Annotated in this window: 17 protein-coding genes; 7 read left to right on the top strand and 10 right to left on the bottom strand. The window is 60.9% G+C overall.

Features of this window, described 5'->3' with window-relative positions; genetic code table 11:
* Positions 1-32 precede the first annotated feature (32 nt).
* Entirely contained in the window at positions 33-671 is a 639-nt protein-coding gene (locus AX768_RS06305; protein ID WP_061999246.1) for a Vat family streptogramin A O-acetyltransferase, read from the top strand.
* Here AX768_RS06305 and AX768_RS06300 read toward each other — a convergent pair.
* The 6 genes from AX768_RS06300 to AX768_RS06275 form a co-directional block, all read right to left on the bottom strand.
* Positions 665-1,669 (bottom strand): asparaginase, encoded by a 1,005-nt coding sequence (locus tag AX768_RS06300; protein ID WP_061999245.1) that lies wholly within the window; start codon positions 1,667-1,669, stop codon positions 665-667. The two genes, AX768_RS06305 and AX768_RS06300, sit on opposite strands and share 7 nt — an antisense overlap.
* Before the next feature lie 35 nt (positions 1,670-1,704).
* Positions 1,705-2,631, bottom strand: coding sequence for a CysB family HTH-type transcriptional regulator (locus AX768_RS06295; protein ID WP_061999244.1), 927 nt, complete (start codon positions 2,629-2,631; stop codon positions 1,705-1,707).
* Between the two features lie 24 nt (positions 2,632-2,655).
* The gene (locus AX768_RS06290) at positions 2,656-3,714 is read right to left on the bottom strand and encodes a sulfate/molybdate ABC transporter ATP-binding protein (RefSeq protein WP_061999243.1); all 1,059 of its coding nucleotides are present in this window, start codon (positions 3,712-3,714) and stop codon (positions 2,656-2,658) included.
* A 15-nt stretch (positions 3,715-3,729) separates the two neighbouring features.
* Positions 3,730-4,674, bottom strand: a complete 945-nt coding sequence (cysW, locus tag AX768_RS06285) for a sulfate ABC transporter permease subunit CysW (RefSeq protein ID WP_061999242.1) — start codon at positions 4,672-4,674, stop codon at positions 3,730-3,732.
* Positions 4,671-5,567 (bottom strand): sulfate ABC transporter permease subunit CysT, encoded by an 897-nt coding sequence (cysT, locus tag AX768_RS06280; protein WP_061999241.1) that lies wholly within the window; start codon positions 5,565-5,567, stop codon positions 4,671-4,673. The genes cysW and cysT overlap by 4 nt, the downstream gene beginning before the upstream one ends.
* 168 nt (positions 5,568-5,735) lie before the next feature.
* Positions 5,736-6,773: a sulfate ABC transporter substrate-binding protein gene (locus AX768_RS06275; RefSeq protein ID WP_061999240.1), complete on the bottom strand. Its 1,038-nt coding sequence runs from the start codon at positions 6,771-6,773 to the stop codon at positions 5,736-5,738.
* 285 nt (positions 6,774-7,058) lie between these two features.
* Here AX768_RS06275 and lexA point away from each other — a divergent pair, with 285 nt between their 5' ends.
* From lexA to AX768_RS06260, 3 genes are all read left to right on the top strand, one after another.
* The gene (gene lexA / locus AX768_RS06270) at positions 7,059-7,724 is read left to right on the top strand and encodes a transcriptional repressor LexA (RefSeq protein WP_062000819.1); all 666 of its coding nucleotides are present in this window, start codon (positions 7,059-7,061) and stop codon (positions 7,722-7,724) included.
* Positions 7,725-7,919: 195 nt separating this feature from the next.
* The gene (locus tag AX768_RS06265; protein ID WP_231941332.1) at positions 7,920-8,324 is read left to right on the top strand and encodes a hypothetical protein; all 405 of its coding nucleotides are present in this window, start codon (positions 7,920-7,922) and stop codon (positions 8,322-8,324) included.
* 124 nt (positions 8,325-8,448) lie between these two features.
* The gene (locus AX768_RS06260; RefSeq protein WP_061999239.1) at positions 8,449-9,066 is read left to right on the top strand and encodes a DUF2939 domain-containing protein; all 618 of its coding nucleotides are present in this window, start codon (positions 8,449-8,451) and stop codon (positions 9,064-9,066) included.
* Positions 9,067-9,099: 33 nt separating this feature from the next.
* On the opposite strand, the gene AX768_RS06255 is transcribed toward AX768_RS06260, so the two are convergent.
* Positions 9,100-9,606: a universal stress protein gene (locus AX768_RS06255; RefSeq protein ID WP_061999238.1), complete on the bottom strand. Its 507-nt coding sequence runs from the start codon at positions 9,604-9,606 to the stop codon at positions 9,100-9,102.
* Between the two features lie 386 nt (positions 9,607-9,992).
* On the opposite strand from AX768_RS06255, the gene nodI reads away from it, so the two are divergent.
* Together nodI and AX768_RS06245 are read left to right on the top strand one after the other, a co-directional pair.
* Positions 9,993-10,958 (top strand): nodulation factor ABC transporter ATP-binding protein NodI, encoded by a 966-nt coding sequence (nodI, locus tag AX768_RS06250; RefSeq protein WP_061999237.1) that lies wholly within the window; start codon positions 9,993-9,995, stop codon positions 10,956-10,958.
* An 87-nt stretch (positions 10,959-11,045) separates the two neighbouring features.
* On the top strand, positions 11,046-11,810 hold the full coding sequence (locus AX768_RS06245; protein WP_231941370.1) for an ABC transporter permease: 765 nt from the start codon (positions 11,046-11,048) through the stop codon (positions 11,808-11,810).
* Between the two features lie 56 nt (positions 11,811-11,866).
* Here the strand turns inward: AX768_RS06245 and gnd are convergent, their stop codons facing one another.
* The 3 genes from gnd to AX768_RS06230 all read right to left on the bottom strand — a co-directional run bounded on the left by gnd (position 11,867) and on the right by AX768_RS06230 (position 16,302).
* Positions 11,867-12,853 carry a phosphogluconate dehydrogenase (NAD(+)-dependent, decarboxylating) gene (gene gnd, locus AX768_RS06240; protein WP_061999235.1) on the bottom strand — a complete coding sequence of 329 codons (987 nt, stop codon included), beginning with the start codon at positions 12,851-12,853 and terminating at the stop codon, positions 11,867-11,869.
* Between the two features lie 6 nt (positions 12,854-12,859).
* Complete coding sequence (tkt, locus tag AX768_RS06235; RefSeq protein ID WP_061999234.1) at positions 12,860-14,953, bottom strand: transketolase; 2,094 nt, start codon at positions 14,951-14,953, stop codon at positions 12,860-12,862.
* A 296-nt stretch (positions 14,954-15,249) separates the two neighbouring features.
* On the bottom strand, positions 15,250-16,302 hold the full coding sequence (locus AX768_RS06230) for an NADP(H)-dependent aldo-keto reductase (RefSeq protein ID WP_062000817.1): 1,053 nt from the start codon (positions 16,300-16,302) through the stop codon (positions 15,250-15,252).
* 189 nt (positions 16,303-16,491) lie between these two features.
* Between AX768_RS06230 and AX768_RS06225 the strand changes: the two genes are divergently transcribed.
* A complete protein-coding gene (locus AX768_RS06225) occupies positions 16,492-17,940 on the top strand; it encodes an MFS transporter (RefSeq protein ID WP_061999233.1) in 1,449 nt (482 codons plus the stop codon).
* The last annotated feature ends 37 nt before the right edge of the window (positions 17,941-17,977 follow it).

Raw genomic sequence — 17,977 nt, 5'->3', positions numbered from 1 at the left:
CCTATCAATGACATCCTTTTTCCGGAGTGCGCATGAACGGTCCCGATCCGAAGAACAAACATCCCATGGAAGGCTTTCCGCAAGTCTGTTTTATCAAGAACACTGTCAAGAATCCGAATATCGTGGTCGGTGACTACACGTATTACGACGATCCCGAAGACGCCGAGCACTTCGAACGCAACGTGCTTTACCACTTTCCGTTTATTGGCGACAAGCTGATCATCGGGAAATTTTGTGCTATCGCCAAAGGCGCCCAGTTCATCATGAACGGCGCCAATCACAAACTCTCCGGAATCTCGACGTATCCGTTTCAGATCTTCGGCAATGGCTGGGAAAAGGTCATGCCATCGCTTTCCGACTTGCCGTATAAGGGCGATACGGTAATAGGCAACGACGTCTGGATTGGCTACGACGCGCTGATCATGCCGGGCGTCAGGATCGGGGACGGCGCGATTGTGTCGTCGAGATCGGTGGTGACCGGCGATGTCGCGCCCTATACGATCGTAGGCGGCAATCCGGCGAAAACCATCAAGGCCCGCTTCGCGCCCGAAGCCGTTGCCCGGCTGCAGGCCATCGCCTGGTGGGACTGGCCTGTCGAAACCATCACCCGACATCTGGAACAGATCGTGTCGGGCGATATCGAGCGATTGAGCGAGTGTGCGAATCAGTAGGTATCGAAGACGTTTTGCAGGTCTCTCGATGCAACACCCGCGGCCAGCGCCAGCATCAACAGCACGCGGGCCTTGTACGGGTTCAGGCTTCCCGCCGTGATCGAGCCGAGCGCGTCGTCCGGCGCCGCGCCGTTGCGCATCACGTGACCCGAACCGACACGCGATGACCGCACGACCACTACGCCGTGCTTCGTGGCATCGGCGACGGCTTGCTGCATGGTTGAGTGGATCGAGCCGTTTCCCGTACCGGCAATTACCAGCCCTTTCGCGCCGGCGGCGACCAGGGCGTCGATAGCCACTCGCGATGCCCCCGCATAGCTCGCCACGATCTCGACCGCCGGCAATTCAGCCGCGATCTCGAACGGCGTCTGCAGCGTGTGGGGTCTCACGACCGTGCGCTGATATTCGACCTGTCCGTCCTGAACCCAGCCGAGCGCGCCGCCCTCAGGCGATCGGAAGGCATCGACGGCGTAGGTGCTGGTCTTGGTGACATCGCGCCCGCTGTGGATCTGATTGTTGAACGCGACCAGCACGCCCTGCTTCCACGATGCCTTGCTCGCCGCCACAGTGACCGCGTTGAGCAAATTGAGCGGGCCATCGGCGGATAAGGCAGTCGATGGCCGCATGGCCGCCGTCAGCACAACCGGCTTGTCGCTCTTGACGGTGAGATGCAGCAGATACGCGGTTTCTTCGAGCGTATCCGTGCCATGAGTGATGACGACGCCATCGATGTCATCCTGCGCGAGCAAGACATTCACGCGTGCGCATAAATTGGCCCAGAGCGCCGGCGTCATGTCCTTGCTGTCGATACTCGCGACTTGCTCCGAGTGAATCCGCGCAACCTGCGACAAGGACGGCACGGCGTGGAGCAGTTTGTCGACGCCGACAACGCCGGCCTTGTAACCCGAGGTTTTCGCGACATCGCTCGCCTCGCCCGCGATGGTGCCACCGGTGGCGAGGACGGCAATCTGCGGCAATGAAGTGTGTAAGGAGTTCATGCCGCAATTGTAGCGGAGCGTGTCTGAAGCGAGTTTTACGCCGCCTCGCGCAACTGCGCCGCGATTTGCGCTTCATCCAGTTGCGGCGCGAACATCTCGATCAGCTTGTACGCGTAAGCGCGAAGGAAGGCGCCCTTGCGCAAGCCCACGCGCGTGGTGCTCGCCTCGAACAGATGTTGGGTATCGAGCGCGACGAGTTCGGTGTCGCGTTTTTCATCGAAGGCCATTGCAGCCACAATGCCGATACCCATGCCCAGCTCCACATAGGTCTTGATCACGTCGGCATCGATGGCGGTCAGCACCACGTCCGGCATTGCGCCCACTTTCGCGAACGCCTGGTCGACGTGCGAACGGCCGGTGAAATCGTTATCGTAGGTGACGATCGGGTATTCGGCGATTTCGTCGAGCGTGAGGTTCTCGCGTCCGACCAGCGGATGGCCCTTCGGCACGACTACCGTGTGATGCCACGAATAGCATGGGAAGGTAATGATGTCCGGATACCGGTCGAGCGCTTCTGTCGAAATACCGATGTCCGCCTCGCCATTGATGATCATCTGCGCGATCTGCTGCGGGCTGCCCTGGCGCAGCGCGAGGTGGACTTTCGGGAACACCTCGGTGAACCGGCGAATGACTTTCGGCAATGCATAACGCGCCTGCGTGTGAGTCGTCGCGACCACCAGATGGCCGTTGTCCTGGTCGGCGAACTGGCGCGCAACGCGGCGCAGGTTTTCGGCATCGAGCAGCATGCGTTCGATCACCTGATGCACTTCCTTGCCCGGCTCGGTCAGGCCCGTCAGACGCTTGCCGCGACGAATGAAAATGTCGACGCCGAGTTCATCCTCGAGGTCCTTGATCTGCTTCGATACACCCGATTGCGACGTATAAAGCACGTTCGCGACCTCGGTCAGATTCATGTTCTGGCGCACGGCCTCGCGGACGAAACGCAGTTGCTGGAAGTTCATGTCAGCCTCTCTTCTTGGGTAGTCTCAATGTGCCGGGAACACGCGCAGCACGCGCGGGACGGCGGTCACGCCATCGCCTATGTTCAGGTTCAAAGCGCGCCACGTCTCGCGATCCAGTTCGGCTTCGAGCACGTTGCCTTCCGCGCCTTCCAGGTCCACGCGCACCGAACCGCCGAGCGTCACGACGCGGCGCACGTCGACCACGATCCCGTCGCGATGACCCGAAGCCGTCGGGAACAGCGTGAGATCGTGCGGCCGGACGTAGGCGACCGCCGGACCCGCGAAGCTGGCTTCGGTCGCGATCGGTTTGGCGGCGCCTTGCGCCACGAAACCTTGTGCATCGACGGTCCCTTTCAGGCGGTTTGCCGCGCCCAGGAACTCGTAGACGAACGACGTCTGCGGATGATCGTAGACGTCTTGCGGGCTGCCCACTTGCTCCACATGTCCGCGATTGAGCACCACGATCCGGTCCGCGACCTCCAACGCTTCTTCCTGGTCGTGCGTGACGAAAATGGTCGAGATATGCAGGTCGTCATGCAGACGGCGCAACCAGCTACGCAGCTCCTTCCGGACCTTGGCATCCAGCGCGCCGAAGGGTTCGTCGAGCAGCAGCACTTTCGGCTCTACAGCCAATGCACGCGCCAGCGCAATGCGCTGCCGCTGACCACCCGACAACTCCGATGGAAACCGTTGCGCAAGCCAATCGAGCTGGACAAGCTTCAGCAGCTCATGCACTTTCTCGCGGATCACGGCTTCCGGCGGCCGTTCCTTGCGCGGTTTCACGCGCAGCCCGAACGCGACGTTCTCGAACACGGTCATATGGCGGAACAGCGCGTAATGCTGGAACACGAAACCGACCTGACGTTCGCGCGCGCCGACTTCCGCGACGTCTTCGCCGTTCAGCACGACCGAACCCGCATCCGCGTATTCGAGTCCCGCGATTACGCGCAACAACGTGGTCTTGCCGCAGCCCGACGGTCCAAGCAACGCGACCAGCTCGCCCGCGGGGAAGTCCAGCGAGACGTTATCCAGCGCGACGAAATCGCCAAAGCGCTTTTGCAAATTGCGAACGATGATGCTCATGGTGATCTTCGCCTTCTAGTTCTGGAGTGACGCGGCCGCGGGCTTGTGTACATCGATATCGGCAGGCCGGGCTTGCGCGGCTTTTATCGATTTCTCCATGCGGTTTTCGGCGAGCAGTTTCAGCCCGAGCGTGACGAGCGCCAGCAGCGCCAGCAACGAGGCCACGGCGAACGCCGCCGAGAAGTTGTATTCGTTGTAGAGAATTTCGACGTGCAGCGGCATGGTGTCGGTCTGGCCGCGAATATGGCCCGAGACCACGGACACGGCGCCGAACTCGCCCATCGCCCGCGCGTTACAGAGGATCACGCCGTACAGGAGACCCCACTTCACATTGGGCAGCGTCACGCGCCGGAAGATTTGCCAGCCCGACGCGCCAAGCACGTGCGCCGCTTCTTCTTCGTCGTTGCCTTGGGCCTGCATCAGCGGGATCAGCTCACGGGCGACAAACGGGAACGTGACGAAGATCGTTGCTAGGACGATGCCCGGCACGGCAAAGATGATCTGCACGTTATGGTCGATGAGCCATGGTCCGAACCAGCCTTGCGCGCCGAACATCAGCACGTAGATGAGGCCCGAGACGACCGGCGAGACCGAAAACGGCAAGTCGATCAGCGTGGTGAGAAATGCCTTGCCACGAAACTCGAACTTGGCGATCGCCCACGAAGCGCAGAGTCCAAACACAACGTTCAGCGGCACGGCAATGGCCGCCGTGATCAACGTGAGCTTGATGGCGGACCACGCATCGGGGTCCTTCAACGAATCGAAGTAATACGCCACGCCCTTCGCAAAGGCCTGCGCAAACACGGCAGCAAGCGGCACGACGAGAAACAGCGCGAGAAAGATCAGCGCGATCGTCGTCAGGATCCAGCGCACGGCGCGCGATTCGGTAACGGGATCGAGCTTGTGTTCGATGGCACGCAGCGCCCCGAGATCCGCCGCTTTCTGGTCGACGCCGCTCATGCTTTGGCTCCATCGACATGCAGTGAACCGGCCAGCGCCGGCGCGGGACCCGCTCCGCCGCGGCTGGTGCGCCGCTGGAGGAACCATTGCAGCGTGTTGATCAGGAGCAGCATCAAGAAGGACACGCACAGCATCACGACCGCAATCGCGGTCGCCCCGGCATAGTCGTACTGTTCGAGCTTCGTGATGATCAGCAACGACGTGATTTCGGATTTCATCGGCACATTACCCGCGATGAAAATCACCGACCCGTACTCGCCCAGCGCACGCGCGAAGGCAAGCGCGAAGCCGGTCAGAAGCGCGGGGAACAGCGACGGCAGGACCACGCGGCGAAACGTCAGCCAGCGAGTCGCGCCAAGGCACGCGGCGGCTTCTTCCTGTTCGCGCTCGAAGTCTTCGAGCACCGGCTGCACGGTCCGCACCACGAACGGCAAGCCGATGAACGTCAGCGCCACCAGCACGCCCAGCGGCGTAAACGCCACTTTGAGCCCGAGCGGCGCGAGAAATTGTCCGATCCAGCCATTGGGCGCATACACGGCCGCGAGCGCAATGCCTGCTACGGAGGTAGGCAACGCAAACGGCAGATCGACTACAGCGTCCACGATCCGCTTGAATGGAAACGTATAGCGGACCAGCACCCAGGCGACCAGAAAGCCGAACACGGCGTTGATCAGCGCGCCGCCGAGCGCGGCCGAAAACGTCAGCCGATACGACGCCAGCACACGCGGCGACGTGACGGCTCGCACGAACGTTGCCCAGTCGAGGGTGGCCGTCTTGGCAAAGGTCGCGGCGAGCGGAATCAACACCACGAGGCTCAGATACGCCACCGTGACGCCGAGCGTCAGGCCGAAGCCCGGCAGCGCGCTGGGCTTGCGGAAAGTGAAAGTTGTCATGCGTCCATCATCCAGTACCGTTGCGTCGCGGGGAACGGCGCTTCGGGGTTCTGACCGTCTGTGCGGCCGTGGTGGTGTTGCTGGTTTTTTGTGGCTTCTTACGACTACAGCATCGCGAGCGGATCAACGCAGGCGATGCTGTGCTTCATGCTTTGAAACTCGCCGCTATTACTGCGGCTGATAGATCGAATCGAACACGCCGCCATCGGCGAAATGCGTCTTTTGCGCCTTGGTCCAGCCGCCAAACGAATCATCGATGGTGTACAGCTTGATCTTTGGGAACTGCTTGGTGAGCGCGGCCGGAACCGTTGCCGAACGCGGACGATAAAAATTGCGCGCCGCAATCTCCTGCCCTTCCTCGCTATACAAGTACTTGAGGTACGCCTCGGCCAGCTTGCGTGTGCCATGACGGTCAACGACCTTGTCGACGACTGCCACCGGCGGCTCAGCCAGAATGCTCACCGAAGGCACCACAATCTCGAATTTGTCCGCACCGAATTCCTTCAGCGACAGGAACGCCTCGTTTTCCCAGGCGATCAGCACGTCGCCCTGACCGCGTTGCACGAAGCTCGTGGTGGCGCCACGCGCGCCTGAATCGAGCACGCCGGCGTTCTTATAGAGCTTGGTCACGAAATCCTTGGCGGTCGTCGCATTGCCACCCGGCAAATGTTCGGCGTATGCCCATGCCGCGAGGTAGTTCCAGCGGGCGCCGCCGGAAGTCTTCGGATTCGGCGTCACAATCGATACACCCGGCTTCAGCAGATCCGGCCAGTCCTTGACCTGCTTGGGGTTGCCCTTACGAACGAGGAACACGATAGTCGATGTATAAGGCGACGCGTTGTCCGGCAAACGCTTCTGCCAGTCCTGCGCGACCAGACCCTTGGCCGACAATGCATCGATGTCATAAGCCAGCGCCAGCGTTACCACGTCAGCCTGCAAGCCATCCAGAACCGAGCGCGCCTGACCGCCCGACCCACCGTGCGACTGCTTGAACGTGACCGTCTCGCCGGTCTCGGCCTTCCATTTCTTGCCAAAAGCCTGGTTGAAGTCCTGATACAACTCGCGCGTCGGGTCGTACGACACGTTGAGAAACGACGTATCGGCGTGCGCTTGCGCGATCATCCCGATTCCCGACGCAGCCCCGATAACCGCCGTTGCAAGCAGTTTCCTGGCACGCACGCCCCACCCCGATCTACGACTCAACATTCCCCGTTCTCCGTCTTATGGTATTCGATGGGCTGAGTCTATCGACGGCCTTTCATTATTAAAAATAATTGTTCTTCATGTTTTTAGATCAAAAAGTGCTAATGAAGGCTGGCAGCGGCGTTGCGACCGGTAAACGGGTGTTGGAGCAGCCTGTTTTCTCGCTCTGTGTGGTCTGGACGACGCCGAACTTAAAGTAAAGCTTGAAAAGCGGCGAATACTGTATAAAACTACAGGCATCTGTTCATCCATACAGTGGGTGGCGGACCAGACAAGGGGCTAAAGCACGTGACCAAGACAAGCAAACTGACTGCGCGGCAGCAAGAGGTGTTCGAACTGATCCAGCGCGCAATCGAGCGCACGGGATTTCCGCCCACGCGCGCCGAGATCGCGGCGGAACTCGGTTTCAGTTCGGCCAATTCCGCCGAAGAGCATCTTCGTGCGCTGGCCCGTAAAGGCGTGATCGAGCTGGCGGCGGGTTCCTCACGCGGCATTCGGTTGCTGAACCAGCCAGGTCCTGATGACGGACCGCATCAATTCACATTGCCGCACGCGAGCATCATGCAATTGTCCCTGCCGCTGGTCGGGCGCGTGGCTGCAGGCAGCCCGATCCTTGCGCAGGAACATATCTCGCAGCACTTCGCTTGTGACCCGGCACTGTTCTCGAGCAAGCCCGACTACCTGTTGAAGGTTCGCGGGCTTTCCATGCGCGACGCCGGCATCTTCGACGGTGACCTGCTCGCAGTGCAGAAGAAGAACGAGGCAAAAGACGGCCAGATCGTCGTCGCGCGGCTCGGTGACGACGTGACGGTGAAACGCTGGAAGCGTCGCCCGGACGGCGTCGAACTGATCGCCGAGAATCCCGACTACGAAAACATCTTCGTGGCTTCGGGCAGCGACGAATTCGCACTTGAAGGTATCGCCGTCGGACTGATCCGATCCGGCGAATTGTGATGTGCTTCGAGCGCGGTCGACTTGATGCCCACGCTCTGATTCTCGTCTTTTGATTGCTGCTTTCTGATCCGCTCTGCGGCGGCGGGCGCTCCCGCTACCAGCCGCGCTGCGGTTGAATTTCCGGCCTTATAAAGCGTGACGGACATCGCATCCGCGATGAACCGGCGCGCACCCTATTGTTCACGGAGAAACATCATGGAACGATTTGCCCGCCTGTTTTCTGCCTCGTTTTTATCTGCTTCGTCGGCTGCGTCAGCTTCTTTCGCGCCCGCAGCACGGTCGCCGCTTTCATTCAGGCAATTCCGCGAGTTCGGCCGCTTTCGTCATCTGCGCGCGCTGATCTCCTGCAAGACCCGCAAGGACACAAACACGCCCGACATGTTCGACGAACCGCCTGTGCTGCCTTCGCGGCAACCTGCGTTTGCACGGGTGTCGCTCAGCGCGTCGGTTCATGCGCAAGCCGAGCGCCGTGCGCCGGTGCGGGTTTATCGCGGCGAATCGCGCGTGATCATGGTGGGCAACATTGAAGCGGTTTCGCGCATGATCGACCGTTATATCGACGAAGAACGCGCGGGCGTCGAAAGCGGTCTTCTTGCGTGACCTCCAGGTAATCCTCGTGATTGTTCGAGTTTGAGGGATAGATTTCGTGACGGCGCGGTCAATTGAGATTGGTTGTCAATTGGTCGTCGTCAATCACCTCGAACTCACGAAGGCACCCTGACGTATGTCTCGCATCAGCAAATCCGTTCTAACCGCACTGATCGTAATTGCGGCCGTCGCAGCGCTCGGACTACTTTATGCATCACCTTATATTGCGCTGGACCGCATGAAACGCGCCGCCGATGCGCGCGATGCCGAGACGGTGAACGCGTATGTGGATTTTCCGCTGCTGCGAGAGAGTCTGAAGGAACAAGTCGGGCAACTGCTTACCCGGAAGATCGATGTACGTAAAAGCGGCAATCCGCTGGCGTTGCTGGGCGCAATGATTGGCGCCGCGCTGATCGGTCCACTCGTGGATTCGTACGCAACGCCGGATGGCGTGGCGGCAATCCTGAACGGCATACCGCCGCGAGGCGATCCCGGCGAGAAACCGCCGGCTCCGCCCTCGCCCGATTCCGCCACACTTGGCACGGCACCCAGCGCACAGCAATCTCCGCCTGTCACGAGCGCGCCGGCGCAACCGGCGCCCAAGCAGCCGCCACAAACAACGGCGGGTTATAGAAGCTTCGACACGTTCACGGTGAACTACCGGCACGGCGCCGGTGACGCGCGCTATTCGGCCATTCTCAAACGATACGGCCTGTTCTCGTGGAAGCTGGTCGGCATCGAGTTGAACGGATGAACCGGGCTTCAGGTACCTTGACGCCCTGCATCCTCAGACACTCACTTCGGCCTTGACGGGGACTGCGGCGTGGGCGGCATCTTCCTGCTCGGCCGTCGATCCGGTCGGCGACACGGCCACCAGAATGCTGCACGAGACGCGGTCCATCAGCGGCGTGTTCCCCGCGCCCATCCACCACCGCGCCAGCCCGGTGCGGCAACGGTGTCCCACCACGACCAGATCCACCTGAAGACTTTGCGCAAGCCCGGCAATCTCATCGATAGGATGCCCGAACGCAAAATGACCCTCGGCATGTACACCACGCTCGGTCAGCCAATCCACGCCTTCGTGCAGGATGTCGCGGGCGGCGTCTTCAAAGCGCCCGCAGGCCATGTCGGTGAGGAGGCCCGCGCTTTGCGCGATGCTCGAACGCATATCGACAACGGCCAGCAGATGGGTTTCGGCTTTCAGCTCGAGCGCGAGATTTGCGCCGTCGCGTAACGCCTTGCGTCCTTCGCGGGAGCCGTCGTAGCACAGCAGGATTTTTCGGTAGCTTGCCATGGTGGTTCTCCGCGCTGCTCGTGGCAGCAAAGGGCATCGAAAAAAACAGTGTTCAACGTATTGCGCGTGTGGCCCCGTGCCATCGGGCAACATGACGCGAGTGGCGTTGCCGTCATCATGGTGCGTTGCCAAATCGCTTGCAACGATGGAAAACGCTAATGCATGTACGCCGCCGGAAAAACGTCAAGCGTGCGGCGTGCCAGCACCTGCGGTTCCTTGCTGGGCGGGCATTCCGGGCATTGAACGCCTCTTGCCGCAATCTTGGCGCAACCGTACTCAAGCGCGGATGCGCATTGGCAGTGCAGGCAATAGCGGCGACGCGCCGCGCTGGTGCAATCGATTAAACTAAGCAGCTTGTTTCCTGACCCCACGCCGAGTTCCTACGCATGGCAGATGCAGCAGTGTTATCCCTCGACACGCCCGCCGCGGACCACGCGCCGGCGACTCCGTCTATCGAATTCATCGATGTCCGGAAACACTACGGCGACAAGACCGTCGTCAATGGCTTGTCGTTCCACGTGCAGCCGGGAGAGTGTTTCGGACTGCTGGGGCCGAACGGCGCTGGCAAGACAACCACGCTCAAGATGCTGCTCGGACTGGCCGCACCGGACGCCGGCACCATCAATCTGGTCAGTGAACCCATTCCATCCCGCGCGCGCTTCGCACGGCGCCGCGTGGGTGTGGTTCCGCAATTCGACAATCTCGATCCCGATTTCACCGTTCGCGAAAACCTGCTGATCTTCGGCCGCTATTTCGGCATGAGCGGGCGCGAGATTGAAGCCGTGGTTCCGTCGCTGCTGGAATTTGCGCGGCTGGAAAGCAAGGCGAATGCGCGCGTCGGCGAGTTGTCGGGCGGCATGAAGCGGCGATTGACGCTTGCCCGCGCGCTCGTGAACGATCCCGACGTTCTGGTCATGGACGAACCGACCACAGGCCTCGATCCCCAGGCGCGTCACCTGATCTGGGAGCGTCTGCGCTCGCTGCTCTCGCGCGGCAAGACAATTCTGCTCACAACGCACTTCATGGAGGAAGCCGAACGGCTTTGCGACCGGCTGTGCGTGATCGAGGAAGGACGCAAGGTGGCGGAAGGCAAACCCGATGAGCTGATCGAACGGGTGATTGGTTGCGACGTCATCGAAATCTACGGGCCTGATCCGCAAGCACTGCGGGACGAGCTCACGCCGTTTGTCGGGCGGATGGAAATAAGCGGCGAAACGCTGTTTTGCTACGTCGATGACCCCGCCCCCGTGCATCAGCGAGTAAAGGGGCGGCCGGGCGTGCGTTACCTGCACCGCCCGGCGAATCTCGAAGATGTGTTTTTGCGCCTGACCGGGCGCGAGATGGTGGACTGATCAATGGCGAGCGAACCGCAAACAAGCGCCGCAAGCGCGCCCCGGCCTGTCGAACAGAAGCGCGCGGACGAGCCGTTCCTGTCGTCCATGCCGGCGAACGCATCGAACTGGATTTCGGTCTGGCGGCGAAACTATCTCGTCTGGAAGAAACTCGCGATTGCGTCGATGTTCGGTAATCTCGCCGATCCCATGATCTATTTATTCGGCCTGGGTCTCGGGCTCGGACTGATGGTCGGTCATGTGGACGGTGTTTCGTACATCGCGTTCCTGGCGGCGGGCACGGTTGCGTCAAGCGTAATGATGTCGGCGAGCTTCGAGGCCATGTATTCCGGCTTTTCGCGTATGCACGTCCAGCGCACGTGGGAAGCGATCATGCATACACCTTTGACGCTCGGCGATATCGTGCTGGCCGAGATCATATGGGCGGCGAGCAAGTCGGTGCTCTCGGGTGTGGCGATCATGCTGGTCGCCGGTGTGCTCGGGTACGCGAGTTTTCCATCGATGCTTTACGCGCTGCCCGTCATCGTCCTGACCGGTCTGGCGTTTTCCAGCACGGCGATGATCGTGACCGCGCTCGCGCCGAGCTATGACTTTTTCATGTTCTACCAGACCCTCGCGCTCACGCCCATGTTGTTGCTCTCGGGCGTGTTTTTCCCGCTGACGCAATTGCCGGCGCTCGCCCAGCATGTCTCGTTGTTGTTGCCGTTATCGCACGCGGTCGCGTTGATCCGTCCCGCGATGCTGGATCGTCCGCCGGAGCATGTCGTTCTGCACGTTGCAGTGCTTCTGGCTTATGCAATCGTCCCGTTTTTCCTCTGCGCGATTCTGTTCCGCCGGCGCATGATGCGCTGATAAAAAAAGCCGCTCAGCCTGGCGCTCGAGCGGCTTTCCAACTGCCAGTCACACGCTCACTTCAAACCCGGCGTGAACTCCTTGTGACCGCCGAACCCAAAGCGCATTGCCGACAACATCCTGTCGGCGAACGAATTGCCGTCGCGAGAACGGAAACGCGAGTAAAGCGCCGCTGACAACACCTGCGCCGGCACTGCTTCCTCGATCGCCGCCTCGATGGTCCAGCGGCCTTCACCGCTATCGGCAACTTCAGCCGAGTATTTGTCGAGCGTTCCGTTGCCCGCCAGCGCGCCCGCCGTCAGATCGAGCAGCCATGACGACACCACGCTGCCGCGCCGCCAGACTTCGGCGACATCGGCGAGATCGAGATCATAGCGCTGCGCCTCGGGCAAATCAGTCGATGACTTGTGCTTCAGGATATCGAACCCTTCCGCATACGCCTGCATCAAGCCGTATTCGATACCGTTATGCACCATCTTCACGAAGTGCCCCGAACCGACCGGCCCGACATGCATATAGCCATTTTCGACGCGTGCATCGCGACCTTCGCGATTGGGCGTCTCAGGAATGTCGCCGCGTCCCGGAGCCAGCACGGAGAAGATGGGATCGAGCCGCTGCACCACATCCTGCTCGCCGCCGATCATCATGCAATAGCCGCGTTCCAAGCCCCAGACGCCGCCGGACGTACCGACATCGACGAAATGAATGCCCTTCTGCTTGAGCTTCGCCGCGTGGATGATGTCGTCCTTGTAGAAGCTGTTGCCGCCGTCGATGATCGTGTCACCCGCTTCCAGGATCTCGTAGAGATCGTTCATGGAATCTTCGGTGATCTTGCCCGCCGGCAACATCAGCCAGACGGTTCGCGGCGCTTCGAGCTTCTTCACCAGGTCGCCGAGGTCGCTTGATCCTGTCGCGCCGTCGGCAACCACGGCTTGAGTCGCGTCCGGGTTGTGGTCGTACACCACGCACGTTTGCTTGCCGCGCATGAGACGGCGTGCGATGTTTGCGCCCATCCTGCCGAGTCCAACGATTCCTATCTGCATGACGGCTTACTCCTTATGGCTGGTTTTGACGCGTTCGATCTGCTTCTTGGCTTCGCCGTAGACGTGCTCCGGCGTGAAGCCGAACTTTTTCTTCAAGTCGGCAAGCGGCGCTGATGCTCCGAATGTATGCATGACGATCTCGGAGCCGAGACGGCCGACATAACGATCCCAGCCGAGCGAACCGGCCTGTTCCACGCACACCCGGGCATCGACGTCCGGCGGCAGGACGGAATCCTTGTAGTCGCTGTCCTGTTTCTCGAATACATCCCATGACGGCATGGAGACAACGCGCGCGGCGATTCCTTCCGCCTTGAGCTTTTCATATGTCTCGATACACACGCCCACTTCCGTGCCCGTCCCCATCAGGATGACTTCGGGCTTCTTGCCGTTTTCGGCATCGGCGAGAATGTAGGCGCCCTTGTGCACGCCCTTCGCCGATGCGTATTTCGTACGGTCGAACGTCGGCATGGGCTGACGCGATACCACGATACAAGCCGGCGTCTGCGGTTGGTTCAACGCAAAGCGCCACGCTTCGCCGACTTCGTTGGCATCGCCCGGACGGAAGGTGCTCAATCCCGGCACGCCACGCAACGAAGCCAGCTGTTCGATCGGCTGGTGCGTCGGACCATCCTCGCCCACGCCAATGGAATCGTGCGTGAACACGTAGACCACCGGCACTTCCATGATCGCGGACAGGCGGACAGGCGGCTTCATGTAGTCGCTGAAAATCAGGAAGGTCGAACCATAAGGCCGCAAGTTCGATAACGCAAGGCCATTGCAGATCGCGCCCATCACGTGTTCGCGAATGCCGAAGTGCAGGTTCCGGCCGGCGTAGTTGTCATACTCGAAACTGCCCGCGCCTTCGAACTTCAGATCGGTCTTGGTCGATGGCGACAAGTCCGCCGAACCGCCGATCATCCACGGAATCCGCTTGGCGATGGCGTTCAGGACCTTGCCCGACGACTCGCGCGATGCCACGCCCTTGGCGTCGGCATCGAACACCGGAATATCGGCGTCCCAGCCTTCCGGCAGCTCGTGCTCCTCGATCTGCGTAAACTCCTTCGCGAGGTCGGGATATTTCTTCGAGTAATCATCGAAGCTTTTTTGCCACGCTTCACGTGCAGCTTTGCCGCGTGCACCGATGCCTTCGTCGAAATGCTTGTACACGCCGTCCGGCACGAGAAAGCTCGAATCCTCCGGCCAGCCGTAGAACTTCTTCGCGAGCTTGATTTCTTCGACACCCAGCGGCTCACCATGCGCCGCCGATGTGTCCTGCTTGTGCGGTGCGCCCCAGCCAATAATGCTCTTCACCACGATCAGCGTCGGCTTGTCAGTGCTCGCCTTCGCCTGGTTCAGCGCTGCTTCGAGCGCGCCGGCATCGTTGGCGTCGTCCACATGCAGCGTGTTCCAGTGATAGCCCTTGAAACGCGTTTCCACGTCATCGCTATACGCCAAGTCCGTATGCCCTTCAATGGTCACGCGGTTGCTGTCGTAGATCCAGATCAGGTTGGACAACTTCAGGTGCCCGGCCATGGATGCAGCTTCGTGCGAGATGCCTTCCATCATGTCGCCGTCGCCACACAGCGTGTACACGCGATAGTCGAAGATCTTCGCGTCCGGCTTGTTGAAATGCGCCTCGTACCAGCGTGCGGCCATTGCCATGCCAACGCTGTTTCCCAGACCTTGCCCGAGCGGACCGGTGGTGGTCTCGACGCCCGTGGTCATGCGGTATTCCGGGTGGCCCGGCGTCTTGCTGTCCAGTTGCCGGAAATGCTCGATGTCATCCAGCGATACGGCGGGGTCGCCGGTCGCCTTGCCAGCATGATCGACTGCCTTGACACCCGTCAGATGCAGCAGCGAATAAAGCAGCATGGAAGCATGACCGACCGACAAGACAAAGCGGTCGCGATTGGGCCACAGCGGCTCGGTCGGGTCGTAGCGAAGGTGGTTTTGCCACAGGTGAAAACCAACGGGCGCAAGCGCCATAGGCGTTCCGGGGTGCCCCGAATTGGCCTTTTGCACGGCATCCATGGACAGCGTGCGGATGGTATTGATGGCGAGTGTGTCTAGATCCGACGAGTTCGAGGGGGTTTGCGGCATGAGCGACGACTCCTTTTGCGTAGGGCGCGCTGAGGCACGAGAGGCGCCACAGCGGGCAACCGGGTCCTTCGAGCAAGTGTAGTGCCATGGGAACTGGCGCGTCACCAAAGAACAACGAAGCGCGCGCCGCCAAAGGCCCGGCGCGGCTTATGACAGACGGTTACGATACTGTTTGAGACGACAACTGTACGCTTGAAACCTTGCAAAAACGAACGCAAACGGTAATTTTTCGTGGCCGTTCGATGACCGCTACCCGTCAGGATAACGGCCATGCATGACACTTTTCGGTGAACCTATCAAGGCGCGGGGTTAGGCTGAAGCTCGTGAATGGCGTCGATTTCAGCCAGGATCTCGTCCGACAATTTCACGTCCACGCTGCCGATGTTCTCGTGCAACTGCGCAAGGGTGGTTGCGCCGATTAGCGTGCTGGTCGTGAACGGCCGGCTATTCACGAATGCGAGCGAAAGCTGCGCCGGACTCAGGCCATGACGCCGGGCGAGTTCCACGTAGGCGCTGACCGCCTTTACCGCGTGCGGCTTGCTGTAACGCTGGAAACGCTCGAATAACGTGATCCGCGCGCCGTCCGGACGCGCGCCGCCTTCGTATTTGCCGGACAGCCAGCCGAAGGCCATCGGCGAATAGGCGAGCAGGCCCACGCCTTCCTTGTGGGTGAATTCCGAGAGCCCTGCTTCGAACGTGCGGTTCACCAGGCTATACGGATTCTGAATGCTGACGATGCGCGGCAGGCCGTGTTTATCGGCGGCGTTGAGGAACTGGGCGACACCCCAGGGCGTCTCGTTCGATACCCCTACGTGCCGGATCTTGCCCGCTCTCACGAACTCGCCGAGCACGCTCAACGTCTCTTCGATGGGCACCGTATATTCATCTTCGATCCACGGATAATTGGCGCGGCCGAACGTCATGGTGCTGCGGTCCGGCCAGTGCAACTGATACAGGTCGATGTAGTCCGTCTGCAGCCGTGTGAGGCTTGAATTGATGGCTTCCGTCAGGTTCTTCCGGTCGAACTGATTGCCTTCGCCGCGAATGTGACGCGGATTATGCGGCTGACGCGCCGGTCCGGCGATCTTCGTGGCGAGCACGATCTCCTCGCGCTGGGCAGGATGCGCACGCAGCCACGTGCCGATGTACTCTTCCGTGCGCCCCTGTGTTTCAGGGCGCGGCGGCACCGGATACATTTCGGCGGCGTCGATCAGGTTGATGCCGGCGCCGAGCGCGGCATCGATTTGCGCGTGTGCCTCGGCTTCCGTGTTCTGTTCGCCCCAGGTCATGGTGCCCAGTCCGATCAGACTGACATTGATATCCGTTCCACCGAGTTTCCGGTACTCCATCGTATGCTTTCCTATGGTCATGTTCAGGTGTCGGGCCGTCGTTTCGAGACCTTCGGCCAAACGCTGACGCTACCATAGCGCGGGCCTTGCTGCAGTGACTGCCCGCTGGATTGCGCCAAGCTTCCGATCAGCTTTTCATTGCCTTACACGAGCAGCCGAGACCGTAACCGCCACAGGAGTACGCCTTTGATGCAGGCCCCCGATCTCACCCGCGACGCATCGCAGCGGACGAACCCGCGTGGTTCGTCGGTCATCGTGATGCTGGTCGCGGCGACATTCTTCATGGAGAACCTCGACGGCACGATCATCGCCACGGCACTGCCGCAGATGGCGCAATCGTTCGGCCTGCATCCTGTCGATCTCAGCCTTGGCATCACCTCGTACCTGCTGACGCTTGCCGTGTTTATCCCGATCAGCGGCTGGGCCGCCGACCGCTTCGGCCTTCGCACCATATTTGGCAGCGCGATTGCCGTGTTCACGGTGGCCTCGGTGTTGTGCGGCATGACGTCCACCTTGCCGATGTTCACCGCTGCGCGCGTGCTGCAAGGCATCGGAGGCGCGATGATGGTGCCGGTCGGCCGGCTCGCCGTGTTGCGCGCGACGCCGAAGGACGGCCTGATGCGCGCGATCTCGATCATCACGTGGCCGGGTCTTGTCGCGCCGGTGATCGGGCCACCGTTGGGCGGGTTCATCACGACGTATTCATCGTGGCGATGGATTTTTTACCTCAACTTGCCGCTGGGAATCATTGGGTTCGCGCTGGCGCTTCGTTATCTCGACAACACCCGCGAACAGGCCGGGCGCCGCTTCGATTTCGCGGGCTTCATGCTGTGCGGCCTCGCCTGCACGACCTTGCTCTACGCGATGGAACTGGTTGGCCGGAACGACACGCCGTGGTTCTTGACGGGAGCGTTGATCACCGCGGGCGTGCTGGCGAGCGTGGCCGCGTGGCTGCATCTGCGGCGCACGCCGGAGCCCGTCGTCGATCTCAAGTCCTTGCGAATCCGGACATTCGCGGTCGCGATGGGCGGCGGTTCGCTCTTTCGCGTATCGATCAGCGCCGTGCCTTTTCTATTGCCGCTGATGTTCCAGGTCGGCTTCGGGCTGAACGCGTTTGAATCCGGGCTGCTGACATTGTCTGTCTTCGCCGGCAATTTATCGATGAAACTCGTCACCACGCCGATCGTCCGGCGCTACGGCTTTCGTTCGGTGCTGATCGTGAACGGCGTCATCGCGGCGATATCGCTGGCGGTGATGAGCCTGATCGCACCGGCGACACCGACGTGGATCGTCGTCGCCGTGTTGTTCGCGAGCGGATTGTCGCGCTCGCTGCAGTTCACCGCGCTCAACACGCTCAGTTTTGCCGACGTACCGAAAGCGCAGATGAGCGGTGCGTCGGCGTTATCGAGCACGCTGTTTCAACTGACGATGGGTGTGGGTGTGGCGTTGGGCGCGATCGCGTTGAGGCTCGCCGAATGGATGCATGGCCATGGTTCGCAGACGGTGACGGCCGCGGATTTCAGCATCGCGTTCCTGATCGTGGCGGCGGTGGGACTGCTCGGCGTGGCCGATCTGTTCAGTCTGCATCGGGATGCGGGGGCGGAAGTAAGCGGACGCAAGGCGAAAACCGGCGGCTGAAATGAAAACGGGCACTGCAATTTCTCACAGTGCCCGT

Source organism: Burkholderia sp. PAMC 28687 (assembly GCF_001577465.1).
Taxonomy (GTDB): Bacteria; Pseudomonadota; Gammaproteobacteria; order Burkholderiales; family Burkholderiaceae; genus Caballeronia.
The sequence above is the reverse complement of the archived record's forward strand: the minus strand, read 5'-3'. Positions and strand labels throughout refer to the sequence as shown.